11 protein-coding genes are annotated in these 14,959 nt (G+C 36.1%); 4 read left to right on the top strand and 7 right to left on the bottom strand.

Translation table 11 applies throughout. From position 1 onward, the window contains the following. Positions 1 to 677 (top strand): hypothetical protein (locus I5677_RS01830; RefSeq protein ID WP_197659841.1); only part of this gene is annotated, 677 nt, incomplete at its 5' end. 176 nt (positions 678 to 853) lie between these two features. Here I5677_RS01830 and I5677_RS01825 read toward each other — a convergent pair. From I5677_RS01825 to I5677_RS01815, 3 genes are all read right to left on the bottom strand, one after another. Then, positions 854 to 1,897, bottom strand: coding sequence for a hypothetical protein (locus I5677_RS01825; RefSeq protein WP_197659840.1), 1,044 nt, complete (start codon positions 1,895 to 1,897; stop codon positions 854 to 856). A 111-nt stretch (positions 1,898 to 2,008) separates the two neighbouring features. Further along, entirely contained in the window at positions 2,009 to 3,709 is a 1,701-nt protein-coding gene (locus I5677_RS01820; protein ID WP_197659839.1) for a S8 family peptidase, read from the bottom strand. Positions 3,710 to 3,762: 53 nt separating this feature from the next. After that, entirely contained in the window at positions 3,763 to 5,469 is a 1,707-nt protein-coding gene (locus I5677_RS01815) for a S8 family peptidase (protein WP_197659838.1), read from the bottom strand. Positions 5,470 to 5,596: 127 nt separating this feature from the next. On the opposite strand from I5677_RS01815, the gene I5677_RS01810 reads away from it, so the two are divergent. From I5677_RS01810 to I5677_RS01800, 3 genes are all read left to right on the top strand, one after another. Beyond that, positions 5,597 to 6,418: a hypothetical protein gene (locus tag I5677_RS01810; RefSeq protein ID WP_197659837.1), complete on the top strand. Its 822-nt coding sequence runs from the start codon at positions 5,597 to 5,599 to the stop codon at positions 6,416 to 6,418. 102 nt (positions 6,419 to 6,520) lie between these two features. Further along, on the top strand, positions 6,521 to 8,314 hold the full coding sequence (locus I5677_RS01805) for a methyl-accepting chemotaxis protein (protein ID WP_197659836.1): 1,794 nt from the start codon (positions 6,521 to 6,523) through the stop codon (positions 8,312 to 8,314). A gap of 394 nt (positions 8,315 to 8,708) precedes the next feature. Continuing rightward, complete coding sequence (locus I5677_RS01800; RefSeq protein WP_197659835.1) at positions 8,709 to 10,106, top strand: endo-1,4-beta-xylanase; 1,398 nt, start codon at positions 8,709 to 8,711, stop codon at positions 10,104 to 10,106. A gap of 182 nt (positions 10,107 to 10,288) precedes the next feature. Here the strand turns inward: I5677_RS01800 and I5677_RS01795 are convergent, their stop codons facing one another. From I5677_RS01795 to I5677_RS01780, 4 genes are all read right to left on the bottom strand, one after another. Then, positions 10,289 to 11,518, bottom strand: a complete 1,230-nt coding sequence (locus I5677_RS01795; protein WP_197659834.1) for a sensor histidine kinase — start codon at positions 11,516 to 11,518, stop codon at positions 10,289 to 10,291. Continuing rightward, entirely contained in the window at positions 11,515 to 12,201 is a 687-nt protein-coding gene (locus I5677_RS01790) for a response regulator transcription factor (RefSeq protein ID WP_197659833.1), read from the bottom strand. The genes I5677_RS01795 and I5677_RS01790 overlap by 4 nt, the downstream gene beginning before the upstream one ends. A 15-nt stretch (positions 12,202 to 12,216) precedes the next feature. After that, on the bottom strand, positions 12,217 to 12,978 hold the full coding sequence (locus I5677_RS01785) for a hypothetical protein (protein WP_197659832.1): 762 nt from the start codon (positions 12,976 to 12,978) through the stop codon (positions 12,217 to 12,219). 266 nt (positions 12,979 to 13,244) lie between these two features. Then, positions 13,245 to 14,912, bottom strand: coding sequence for an extracellular solute-binding protein (locus tag I5677_RS01780; protein ID WP_197659831.1), 1,668 nt, complete (start codon positions 14,910 to 14,912; stop codon positions 13,245 to 13,247). Positions 14,913 to 14,959: the final 47 nt, after the last annotated feature.

The following is a 14,959-nucleotide window of genomic DNA, read 5'->3' as shown; positions in this document are numbered from 1 at the left end:
ACCGCAACCGCAGACCGGGCGTTTATGATGGAATTTATGAAAACAATAACTATATCGGCGAGCCGGGCTTAAATGGCGGCATTTATAACAACCGCAACCGCAGACCGGGCGTTTATGATGGAATTTATGAAAACAATAACTATATCGGCGAGCCGGGCTTAAATGGCGGCATTTATAACAACCGCAACCGCAGACCGGGCGTTTATGATGGAATTTACAATTATAGAAACGAACCAGGTGTTTACAACGATATCTATAATAATCGATCCCTTAACAATAAATATCAAAACATGTATGATTCACCTAGGGGAGTACCTCTGTTACCTATGTATGGATATGACAGCGAAGTAAATCTAAATAAAGATTACGAATATATGAAACAACTATATCCTAATACAGCAAGATCTATTTACTCAGAAGTCGTTCGGGAATGTAACAGATTAGATTATGATGGAAGTATTATGTATGAAGACTATCCTGAGAAAACCGAAATAGAAAAAATTATAAATCGCGTGTATGACAGAGTAAAGAATTATGATGAAAAGCAATATGATGAACATCTTCATTATCATCCAAGGAAACGAGAAAATCATCTTCGGGATATCGTAACTTTAGTTTTATTATGCGAAATGTTAAACAGAAGAAGTCGTTATCGCAGTATGAGGCGCTGGTTCTAGTAGATACGATTAAAAATACTAAATTGTTTATTTCCATACGGAACTATTACAAAATTAACTTTCAGCTATATAATTAAAGTGCACTCAAATGAAGATATATTATTTGAAAGTGCACTTTTTTTCACGCTATTAAACAGTAAGTATACTAAAGTATACTATTTTATCAATATAATACATTATATTGATAAATTACGATCATAATAGTTGATCAGTTCGTCAAAGCTAGTATAATAAGGACAATCTCGGTAATGATGAATAACTAAGGGTCCGCTGCCCCATTTTGATATGATTATATTCTTTTTATAATCCAAAACAATTCCTGAATGAGTATTCCTTGGAACATCATAGAATATTCTCTGATGATTTGCTGTTGGTTGGTTTCCAACGAATAGATAACTTCTATCCATAAAATATTGGCTTGGGTTATTCATCCAATAAATATTATCCGGCGATGACTGATAAAATGCATAGGAATGACAGTTGTAATTATACGTACAGGGAGATACATAAGCAGAATTGGGATATACTTTCTTAAACTCCTTGTAACACAACTCTTTCTCAGCCACTGAATAATCCGACAACTTTAATACTTTTACCTTCGTACCATTCGGGGTTAAAATAAAATCAGTTTCTAATAATTTACCATCCTCTCTAACACTGCTAATTCCGGTTTCATGAAACATATTGCGAAAAATACTTTCAGTCTTCCTATAGATATGGGCTGCTTTTCTTTGCTTTTGCTTTTGATCAACCTCATAATCTAATTGGATAATCCTATCTCCTTGAAGCTTTTGATAGATTTTTTTATAGGCTAACAGCATCTCAATTACACACAATTGCAGATAGGAGCTCGAATCCATATCTTCATTTATTTCTTTTTCTGAATACAGATCCAGTAAAAGATCTCCGATATCATCCCGATGAATAAGTTCACTTAATCCATTAAAATAACCTGCTACCGTATCAATTCCAATTTTATATGAATTGTATGCAAACAAATTTATGATTAGAGGATAATTGAGAACTAAAGTAACCAACTCTTTAGAAGATATTGCTTTAAGAATATATTCCGGAATGCAACATAAATTTATCTTATCTTGAATCGTATTGATCTTCCTCCACTGACTTGTCCCTGATTGTATCGGATATTCATATTCTTTGCTCTGCCGATTTCTTTTCCATAGAATCCTTTGTGATAACATCTCCATCCTATGCTTCATGTAATATCCTTTGTCACGGTTATTATCTAATCCATGAACAAGTACCTTTTTACATTCTTAGTAATTTATATGAAGCCATTTCTTCTTTAGTAAATAAATCTCAAAAATTATTTAATCACCCCTTAATATATCAAAGGTATTATATAAATCTATGATTCCATATCCCCAATCTCTGTTAGGATAGGTTAGAAATTCCCGTCTTCTTGCCCCCCGTATTAGAAACTTCTTTATAACTACTGTATCAACACCAACATCATTCCCTCTTACCACTGCCCATTCTAAGAATAATGCAACAATCCCGGCCGTATGAGCTGCTGCCACACCGGTACCCGTGTAAAGTTCAAATTCATTATTTAAGGAAGGCGCAATATAATTGACACCAGGAGCTGCCAGTTCGGGTTTTATATCATCACTCCTGGTATACCCTCTGCTGGCGTTCACATACAGATTATCGTTAATGGGGTTATAGGCAGTAACAGTAATCGGAATTATGGATGTCCCCGGAGCTACAATCGTTGTATATATATTTGGCTGGATAAAATTAGTGTCTAAAGATACAAAATTACCCATAGGTAACCAAATATGAAAACCGGTTGCTAAATCTCCTTGTCCATACACATTGATTTGCCATATACCCGGTGTAGCATTCTCAAACCGAAATAAAATTAATTGGTCCCCTGTTAACGTCTCTACCAATTGAAAATCTATATAAATAATAGTTTGCTCAAATATAAATGAGATTTCTCGGGTAACTCTTAGTCCGGTCGTTATTCTTGGAATAAATTCACCCCCGGGAGTATATATCTCGATTGAGTACACCCCGGGAAAATCGCCCCATAATTCCATATGAAAGCTACCTTCATCTTCCCCCACATTCAGTTCAACAGTATTATAGCCAATATCCGGATCAATTGCACCATAATAATGCCTCCCAAGATTACCTTCATTTCCGACCGCGGTAACAATACCTACATTGTTAAAATCCCCTAATATGGACAAAAAACTACTCAAATGCGAAAATCCCGTATGGGCTGTCTGGGATGTCCCTAGACCCAAACAGATTGCTATGGGTCTTTTTAACTGCCTAGCTACCTGTATACAATATTGTACACCCCACATAATATCATTTTCCTGATAGCATACCACATCCTCCGGGATAAAATAAAACTCTCTTAGATACTCTTTTGCCTGTTTTAACTTTACCACAACCAGTTCAGCTTCCGGAGCAACTCCAACAAATTCCACCTCCTCATTCTCTGTACCGGCGGCAACCCCTGCCATCATTGTTCCATGACCGACAAAGTCCATACTTGGTACGATAGCAAGCGGATCTTCAGATAAGAGTGCTAGGTTAATCTGATCTGCAACGTATTCTGTTCCATAATAAGTATCGAAGGGATAACCCTCCTCACTCTGGATGGTTTGATCCCAGATGGATACGATTTTTGTAGTTCCATTTTCATTTAGAAAGACAGGATTTAGATAATCAATTCCTGTATCAACAATACCAATTAATACCCCTTGTCCTCTTAAATCAAAACCAGGAATAGCTCTTAATTCATCCACTCCTGAGGCATCTAAGCTTATCTCACTGGTTAAGCCATAGGTTTTAGGGATGATGGAATAGCTGTATTCTTTGACAATCCTCCATGGATAATCAGGAACAGGAACATGTATGACTGCATAGGCTTCATTCATGATATGGACTATGGCATTATCAAATTCTTCTAAGACCCGGGGATTGTATCGATAATCAACAATTAAGTCTGCATATTCCTCACTAACAATTCTGACCCTTTCCTCCTCAGTCATACAGTTCTCCTTATTCGACTTACTTAATACTAATTATATACATACCTTATATGCTATATAACCACTCCTGTCCTCAAGCTGTCGAAGACATTAAAAATATCCAGTATTCCATATCCCCAATCTCTGTTGGGATAATTAATATCTTCGTCACGTCTTGCACCCCTTAGTATCATTTTTTTTAATTCTACTGTACTCATATTGGGTATATTACCTCGAATAAAGCCCCACTCCAGCAGCATTGCCGCAACTCCTGTCGTGTGAGCTGCCGCTACACTGGTCCCTGTATATGCAACAAAGCCATGATCCAGCGTCGGACCTATCACATTCACACCAGGTGCTGTTATTTCAGGCTTCACAACTTCCGTTCGTGTAAAACCTCTACTAGCATATAAATAAAGGCTATCATCCAAAGCATTATAAGCAGTGACCGTTAACGGAACAATCGCATTGCCAAGAGCCAATACTGTAGTAAAGATATCTGATCGAATAAAATAAGTATCCGGTGATATAAATTCGCTCATTGGTAGCCATATATGAAATCCGAGATTTAAATCTCCTCTTTCATAGACACGAAAACGCCAGATACCCGGCGCCGGATTGACAAACCGAAGTAATATAAGTTGATCCCCTGTCTGAGTTTCTACCATTTCATATAATAAATAAAGTGTAGTTTGCTCAAAAAGAAAGGAAACCTCTGTATTCACATTCAAACTTGCAGCGATTCTAGGTACATATTCTCCGGTAGGAGAAGTAATATCGATGGAATAGATGCTTGGGGACTTTCCCCAAAGTTCCATAACAAAACCTTTCTCATTCTGTCCCACCATTAATTCTACCGTATCATATCCGGTTAAGCGGTCCACCTCTCCGTAGTAATGTCTCCGTTCATTGCCTTCATTTCCTGCTGCAACCACAACAGCAGTTCCTGATCTTCTCCCTATAATGGACATCGTATTACTTAATACTCCTCTTCCATCGTGACCTCCTTGTGATGAACCCAAAGCCAAGCATATTGCTATGGGCCTTTGTAATATTGATGAAACATTCAACAAGTAATTAATACCATATAAGATATCTACCTCTGAATAGCATACTACTTCCTCAGGAATAACAAAAAACTCCCTCAAAGACTGCTTACATTGTTTTAATTTAACTACAACCAATTCAGAAGCCGGAGCTACCCCATAAAAATCATCTATCGGAACCTCATTTCCTGCTGCGATTCCAGCCACCATGGTTCCATGTCCAATAAAGTCCATGGTTGGTACTAGTTCAAGAGGGTTGTCACTAAGCAGTGCCAGATTTATCTCCTCCCTCGTAAATTCAGTACCATATAATCCAACTTCAGGATAATTCTCGCTTTCTATCGTCTGGTCCCAGATAGATACGATTCTGGTAGTCCCATCGGCATATTGAAAGATTGGATTTAGATAATCAATACCCGTATCGATTACTCCGATTAAAACCCCTTGTCCTCTTAAGCTGAAATTCGGAATGTTTCTTATCCTTGGGATTTTGGTTGCCTCAAGACTGGCTTCGCTGATTAACCCAAAGCAATGAGGCATTACAGTATATCCTAAATTTGCCACAAATTCCATGGTTAGTAGCTGCGCAGGAATATGTACGACTGCATATATATAATTTATAATTCGAACAGTTGCATTCGGAAATCTGTCAAAAACAGAATAATCCCCACTATATTCTACTAGTAAATCAGCGAACTCTTCACTAATAATGCGCTCCCTTTCTTCTTCTGTCATATACTACCACCCCATTAAAGAAACTTATATCTTAATATAACGTCTCTATCGTATTAATATGACTGTTTTATACTGAAATCCATAAAATAGAATATAAATATTAATAAGAGGGTTAAGGAGATGAATCATGCATAATAAACGGTTAAAAGTCTGTTCTCTTAGTTTCATTATAATTAGTATTTCTACTTATTGCATCTATCAGGAGAGTATAAAAAACAATACAATAACTATCACCACAAGCGAAGAGGCTTATCAGATTAAGGAAGTACTATATGAGGCAGAGGGTGTTAAAGGTTATTATCCTCAGGTAATATCCGGAACCACAAAAGAAAAGATGGCGGTATGGAACGAAATTATAAAGGATGATTTTAATAAAATAGTTAACACTTATTCCTTTGCACCCTATTCAGATCTACAAGGTACATTCCCCGGCGCAAAAACTTCTATGTTAGAAATAGATTATAATGTAACCTTACTTAACAATCAATTTATGAGCATCTTCTATACTGCCGTTTTCCAAAACCCTTATTCACCTTATCCCACAGAGCTGGTTTATACAACGAATATTGATACTAAGAAGGATACAAGACTAAGGCTTGAGGATTTCATCCTGTTAGATTTAAATTTTGCACGAACGCTTAAGGATTGGGAATATACGACTACAGGACCATCCGAGAAGGAATGGGAACCGATTATCAAAGACATCCTTAGCAATATGGAAAATGAGTTTTTATTAAAAGGTCTGAAAGCAGCAGACCAAATAGCTTCTGATAATATTTTGGGTATATATTCCTATCTTACCGCCGAGAAGTTAGGAATAAGTATAGCTGTTCCTAATTTTGTCGGAGATCATGCGGAGCTGGAAAAAAAATATATTGATATTAAGAATTATTTAAATCCTATTTATGAGTGGAACTTTGATAAAAAGGTCATTTTACCAACACTTTAAACTAATTTTTGACAAATAAAATAATAATCGATTCCATTATTGTTTTACTGCTCTAAATATGCTAATATCAAAATAAATTATATTACTCGAAGGAGGATGCTTATGAAAGGCACCGTTGTATCATCTTGGATTGAATCCTGTAAAAAACTTTATGGTAATGAGATTGTAAAGCAAGCTATGATTACTCACAATGTTTCAGCAGATAAGATATTTTCCCCTCTAGAAGATGTAGAAGATAAAATAGCTATTGGCATTATTAATCAAATCGGTCAGTTGGCCGGCAAGGATGATAAAGAAATCTGGACAATTATGGGTGAGGAAAACATAAAAACCTTTAGTCAGATTTATCCCGGATTTTTCCGACACGAATCCGCTTATCAATTCTTAAAATCCATGAATGACGTCCATGTCATTGTCATGAAACGTTTTAAAGGAGCCGTTCCACCCATTCTGGATGTTACCCCGATTTCTTCCCACGAAATACTGTTTGTATACCGTTCCAAAAGGGGAATGGGTAATTACCTAATTGGACTAATAAGCGGGGTATCAAAATATTTCAATGAAAAGATTGATGTTGAAATCCTTAGCAAGACGCCGGATGAATTACATATGAAACTGACTTTTGAAAAGGAAATCCAATATATAAAAAAATTCAGATTAAATCAGATATTATCATTTAAGGTAATAAAAAATGTATCCGTAAAATCCGGTTTGCTTAATTTTTTATTGGTAACGTCAGCTTCCGCACTGATCTTGCCGGATTTTGTACATGCTTTAACAATAGGGGCTGTTACCTTGGGAGTTTCTTTGTTATCCGCTAGTCTCTTACAAAGACCTCAGAAGCTGATTCGTAAGGAACTGGATAAGTTAAGTAAAGGTTATTTTGTTGAATATCTTTCTATTCGTTCAAATGACGAATATGAGTTGATGATGGAACAGATTAATGAAGTAAAACGTAGTATACAAAAAGATTTTATTGGTTTTAATGCGATCGTTGATGAAATGTATACTTTTAACCATTCCGTTTCAGAGATTGCAGTTAACATGCAAGCCACTTCCAACGATATCACCGATGTGTTGGATGAAGTAGCGACCGCAGCTACAACTCAGGCTGAGGATACCGAAAATTCAGTTACTATATTAAATGAAAGCATTATGAATGTTACACGTATTTCAAATGAAAGTCAAAACAATAAAGGTCAAATTGAAGCTGCTATGAAAAATCTGGAAAGTAGTTTTAGCAAGGTTCACAATACAACCATGGAAATTAACTCCGTGCTAGAAAAGTTTCATCAGATACGAAATAACAGTAATCAATTACAACAGGATGCACAAGGAATAACTCAAATTGTATCAATCGTAGCATCTATTGCAAAACAAATTAATCTCTTAGCCCTTAATGCTTCTATCGAAGCCTCCAGAGCAGGAGATGCTGGAAAAGGCTTTGCAGTCGTTGCCGAAGAAGTAAGAAAGCTTTCGGAGGAGACCAATCAGGCGGTTGACAAAATACACGATAGCCTTACCGGATTTGTATCCAGTATAGGAGGCGTTGTTGGTGATATTGATATACAATACAATGTGTTAGAAACTGAAAGTAATAAATTAACAGATGCAGTTCAATTATCAAGCCAATCAAATCAGAACTTAAAAGCAGTATCTGATTTAATGATCCAGACCTCACAGGAGCTCAAAGAAGAAGCTGATCATATTTCATCCATCTTTGATAATATGCACAGTCTGGCAGCCATTGCTGAAGAGAATTCCGCAGCTACAGAAGAAGCCAGTTCAAATGTAGCTTTATATGTTGATGAGATTAATAAATTAACAAAACAGATCTCTGTATTCGATTACATGATTAAAAACTTTCAGGAGGATTTAAGTAAATATATTATCTAGAATTTATTCGTCCTTATTACTTAATCCATGCAAAAGGGTTTGCTGCAAAAAGAAGCTTAAGGAATGTCCTTATCTATATTGCAGCAAGCTTTTTTTTGATGAAAATTAAAAGTACAAACAGCTATATATGATTATGAAAAGATTATACAGATTAATTGCTACCATTTTAGGATAATCAATATTGTTTATTACTTCTGTTCCAAATTATAGCATTTTCATTGCAAAACATTAGTATCTTTTCTTGGGTGATTTATAGATTTTTTATAGATTATTTATGTATAATGAAGCAACACGACTATATATAAGCTGTATTGTTTGATACCATATATTAAACAAATTCATTTATTTAAACAAATTCATTTATTTAAACAAACTTATGGGAGGTACATAAACAATGAAAAGGACCGGATTAAAAGTAATATTTGTTATGCTGTTTGCGTTACTTTTCCTCTTCTCGTGCTCTAAAAAAGAAAATGAGGGAAAGGATCAGAATGACGATATAAAACAAGCTCCGTCACAAGAAACTGTTTCTGAGAATGAAAGCAAAGCTGAAGAAAATGCTTCTGAGGAAGATGCTAACTCTGAAGATAACAGTTCTGAACAAGCTGCAGACAACTTAGAGGAAGCTGTAGAAGAAATTGCAGAACCTATAGAGCCAGTAATTGTGGATGGTTATGATATCACAGCAGCTGTCTCAGGCACACCTTTAAAGGATGCATACAAGGATTATTTTATGATTGGTGTCGGACTTAACGGAAGCGCTCCTGATACAGATACTGTTCGATCAGCCGCAATGACCGAAATCATAAAATATCACTTTAACAGTACTACGTATAGTAACTTAATGAAACCTTCTTATCTGCTTAATCAGCAGGGAAGTATTCAAAACTTTGAAGTTGGTAATATTGAACCGGCTGTTAACTTTGATACTGTAAAAGCCGGCTTAGATTTCTGTAAAGAAAACAAGATAAAAATGAGAGGACATGTTCTCGTATGGCATAATCAGGTCCCTGATTGGTTTTTCCGTGAAGGCTATCAATCCGACGGAGCATATGTGGAAAAGGACGTAATGTTAGGCCGTTTGGAAAGCTATATTAAACAGGTTCTGGAATACGTTCAAACAAAATACCCCGGTGTTATCTACAGTTGGGATGTTGTTAATGAGGCTGTGGAAAACTCCCCAGGTAGTTATGAGAAAGAATCCGGATTTAATATACGAACCCATTATGATGGCACTAAGGATAATCTATGGTATAAGGTGATTGGCATTGATTATGTAGAAAAGTCCTTTGAATACGCAAGAAAATATGCTGATCCTGAAGTTAAGCTGTTCTATAATGACTACAATACCTTCCAACCTACGAAAACCTCAAAAATTCATAAGTTGGTATCCCATTTGAAGGAAAAAGGCTTAGTTGACGGTATCGGAATGCAGGGATATATGGATCTATCTTATCCGGGCATCGCAGGCGGTAACGACAATCTAATGAGTGCCATTACAAAGTTTGCTGAACTGGATCTGGAAATACAAATCACTGAATTAACAATCCGCAGTAAGGATAACACCGAGGCTTCCATGGAAAAACAGGCCGAAAGATACAAAAGCGTATTTGAGCTTTTAAAAGGCCTTGATACAGCCAGTGGAAGAACCGCTAATATTACCAGTGTAACCGTGTTCGGTCTTATGGATCAATATCTCTTCTACACTAATGATACGACCAATGCCAGATTGTTTGACGGTCAGCTTCAACCAAAGCCGGCATTTTATAGCATCATGTCTGTTGTTGAATAATATAATTATATAAATAAATTGAGGGTTGCTGCCAAACAAACTTATATGCTTGGTAACAACCCTTTTTTATGTAAGCTTTAAATCGTATCTATATTTATAAATCCATTACAACCCAAATATCTTTAAATTATATATTTTTTAATTTATATATTCAATAGTTTTATTACAGTAGTTAGAAATATTTAAGTCGAAGCGCTCTCAAATTCTATGGTAAATATCGTACCTTCACCCGTTTTACTGTTCACACTTATTTTGCCATTATGTTTATCTATGATTCCTTTTACTATCGATAGACCTAAGCCGGAACCTCCAATCGCTTTGGATCTGGACTTATCTACCCGGTAGAAAGGTTCAAAGATATGGTCGATTGACTCAGCGGGGATGCCCGGACCATTATCAGCTACGATTATAGTAATAAAATTATCCTTTTCAAAGCTGGTTAATGTAACTTTTCCACCTTTACCACAATATTTAATACCGTTTTCTACAAGATTAAAGATAGCCCTGTACATTAATATCCGGTTGCCTTTCATTGCCCCTGCGTTATTTATCATTTCTAATGTAATGCCTTTATCCTTCGCTACTAGTGTAAGCTCTTTATCTAACTCCTGAAATAAACTCTCCAGTAAAATAAGATCCGAAAAACTATCCTTGGTTTCTTTAGATAATATCAGAAGATTATCCACAATTTGAATCAATCGCTCGTTACTTTCTTTCGCAATTTCAATTGCTTCCTTATAATCCTCAATTGAAGGTTCCTCATCCATCTCAAGCACCTGAATACCAGCCTTTGTGGTAGCCAACGGCGTACGTAACTCATGGGCCGCATTGGCTGCAAAGTTTTTTTGTATGGCAAAGGACGTTGACAAACGATCTAACATCTGGTTATATGCGGTGGTTAGGCTGGCAATTTCATCCTTGGCCACAGGTTCCTCAATCTTCTCATATAAATTATTCTCATTTATCCTTTTCACCGTATCACTCAGTTTACTAACCGGTTTAAGAGCCTGCCCTGTTATTAAATAAATAAGAATCAACCCAATGATTACAAGTACTACAGCTACTAGGATACTCTGTAAAGTAAATTTTCTCCCCGCTTCCTTAAATATATTCCCCGTTGATTCTGCCTCCTTATGCGGCGTTACAGACAAGATGTCATTCAGTTCCTCAGAAGGAATAAATTGTTTTGCAAAATCCAATACATCATTTATCTTTTCACCACTCTTGCCTCCGAAAGTTGTATTCTGACCGTCAAAATTTATACTGAACTGATCTCCAAACTTCATGACAAACTGATCGGTATATGTATTGTCAGCATTTTGAACGCTTACAATAGTTAAAAACGTCGCTACAGCAATTAATATTATTCCACATAAGATTGTAATCCTAAGCTTTAACGGTATTCTTCTCATTGGCTATCTCCCGCCTTATCTTCTATCATATATCCAATTCCACGAATATTACGTATTACTTCCTGTGAAAGCTTTTCAGCTATCTTCTTCCTTAAGGAGCTCATGTGGAATTTAAAGCTGTTAGAAAACAGATCTGCATCACTGTCCCATACATGTTCAATTAATTGCTCCGAACTTATAATCGTGTTTTTATGAAGCACCAGGTAGTGAAGAATAGAGAACTCCTTCTTCGTCAGTCCCAATTCTTCCTCTCCTGCCATTGCAATGCATTTAGCCAGATTTAATGTTATTCCTGCAGTATGAAGTATTGTTTCCTGCATCATTACTTGTTGTCTTAAAAGACAGCGTATTCTAGCTTCTAACTCCTTAAAATCAAATGGTTTTATCAGATAATCATTACCTCCATCATCCAGTCCAACTATTTTGTCCTCAACTTCCGACCTTGCTGATAAAATCAATACCTTCACTGTTTGGTTCGTGCTCCTGATTGTTCTTAATACTTCCATACCATCTACTTTGGGAAGATTTAAATCCAATACAATCAAATCATATTCATTAATCTCAAACAATTCGAGAGCTTCCTCCCCATCTATCGCAGTATCCACAGCATAGCCACATTTTTTTAAGCCTTTGGCAAGAATATCCTTCATTCTGATTTCATCTTCTACAATTAAAAGCTTCATTTTATCTACCCCATATTATTTTTCATAATACCTGAACTCATTACCCTTATTATCTGTTTCAGTTTTAATTAATGTAAGTCCACTTACATCGGTATAATCTTCGGAACAGTTCTTAGTCACAAGATAACCGTCTTTCATACTGATTTTAAACTCTCTTATTTCTCCATTTATTAATATTGTACTCGTTAATAAATTGATGTCATCTTCAAAATCAATCCAATTATTTTTATTTTTTACATCAGTAATAATCTCCGGAAGTTCCTTTGTTAAAAACTCTGATAACAAAACCTTTCCGTTGCCATAATCTATATCAAATTGTAGACTGTCAAGGTCTATACTGACTGAGTTACCAAGGGTACCATCTTTTATAAATATACCATCCATACTAATATCTACATGGTTTTCTCCATCAGCAATATGTAATCCATTCTTTGATATATTCACTGATTTACCTTCATTATTTACCTGTAATCCTTCTTTGTCAAGTTTAACCTTATCCTGACCATGTTCAATAGTTAGCGCATTATCTTTATATCTTATGATGATCTTTTCATATCCGATGCTCTTATTCTGTAAATGTGTTGAACTTATTTCTTTTGTTTGATACGCTGTTTTTTTCACATTAGAAGCTTTACTAAGATGCTCTAGATTCGATTCTATATCCAATAGTGGGATACAGGCCCTTGCTGTTCTTTCACGGAAACTTGACACAATTACCATACTAAGCAACAACATTGTTACAATTAATACGATTCTTTTCCTATTCATTTTTTTCATTATCTAATCCTCCATCTAAATATGATATTGATAAACAGATCTAATATTTTCTGCCTATAATTCCATCTTACTAGCTTAAAGGTTAGATAAAGGATAGATTTAAAATATATTTGGAATATTATTTAAATTACATTTAACTTCTATTTATGAATTCACTAGTATACTAATATACAATAAATCTCAACTCAATTTAATTACAATGAGTCCGGGTTATACAACCCGGACTCACAACATAAACCATATTCAGTATTTCTATAACAGCCTATTTATTCAATGTATTTCTCTTCACGTTCTGCAATAATTTCAGCAGCACCGGAAGCTAACCAATCTTCAATACCTGCATCCCAAACTTCATCAAATTTTTCAGGAGCCGCTGTTACTGCTTCTGCCATAAGTGTTTCGCCTTTATCAGTTAATGTCTGAGTATAAGGACCGGCTGCACTAAGTGTAGCAGGAACGATGATTGCCGGACGACCATTTCTCATTGCATTATCATAAGCATCAATAATCAGCTGAGAATCTACGGTATAAGACTGTGCCAGAGCCTGACTGTACTTATCAGGATCACCTATGTCAAGTCCGTTAATCATGATGGTATAGTCAATGTTTTGAGGAGAGTTCATAATCTTCTCACCTTCTGCTGCTATAACCTTAGGTACGCCATCAATCATTTCATGGGTTACGCCTTCATCACCGATCTGCAGATAGTAACGGTTTTCGAATTTAGATAACCAATTAATGTAGCGAAGTGCTCCTTCTACATTCTCACTGCTGGCAGGAACGAAGAAGTTTACACCGGCTGCATCATAGATGTCTTTTTCAGTAACACCGTTTGCATTCTGGAAAGGATCAATGGTTACGATTTCTGCATCAGGTACATTAACCAATAAATCTTTCAAGAGACCCGGAGTATCACGATATGCCTGATCCCAGTTATGTATGAATGCACCAACCAGACCGCTCTTGATAAGATTATCGCTGTCCGTATCATCATTATAAAGCATAAATTGATTATCAACTAAACCTTCGTTATACATTTTATTTAAGAAACGAACGCCTTCCTTATAGCCGGGAAGCAGATAATTACGGTCAATAACTGTATTAACCCAACGTTCTTTTCTGCTAAGGTTAGGATCGATAAAGGAATTTAAAAGTGTAGCTGCACGCCAACGTACGTCAGTGGTCATAGTAAACGGAACCACTTTGTCCTTACCAACGCCGCCAGGATCCTGTGTCTTGAAAGCGACAAGTGCATCATAGAATTCTTGAGTTGTTGTAGGTAATGGTAAGCCAAGTTTATCTAACCAGTCCTTACGGATGAAAGTATTAAACTGAGCTACGTTCATACGACGGGCAGGAATTGAGAAGATTTCTCCTGTTTCCATTATCATGTTACGTTCAATCATATCTCGTCCAGGTAATGCTAAGTCCGGACCTAAGAATTCCTTTAAGTCAGGTAAATGTGAGTCAATGTAAGGTGCTAAATCTGTAAGACCACCTAAATCACGGTAATTTGCAATTAAATCACCACTATAGGTGAGACAAACATCTGGTGCAGTTCCTGCTGCCATAAGGTTATTAAGCTGGTCGGTTTCTTCCCAACGGGAAACTGCTACGAAGGTAATACCAATGTTTAACTCTTCTAAAGCTTTTTCTTTAATCCAATTGGTATAATGGTTGTTCGTAGGATCGGTTTTACCACCATCAGTACCACGATCAAAGATTTCAACCGTTATTTCGCTGTATTCAGGTTTATCGTCGGTCGCAGCGCTACTGTCGTCGCCGTCATCTTCCTTATCAGCTGGAGCAGTAGTTGCTTTGTCATTAGATGGATCTGTTGTTACAGGATCATCTTCTTTTTTTGATTTACAGCCCCCCAAAACGCTGATCATCATTGCACATACAAGAATGATTGACAACAATTTTCTTTTCATTTTTATATCCTCCTGTTTATTTTTTTATAAATAACAACGCCGCATTA

The sequence above is a fragment of the Mobilitalea sibirica genome, from assembly GCF_015999265.1.
Lineage (GTDB): Bacteria > Bacillota > Clostridia > Lachnospirales > Lachnospiraceae > Mobilitalea > Mobilitalea sibirica.
This window is presented reverse-complemented; position numbering and strand designations above follow the sequence as displayed.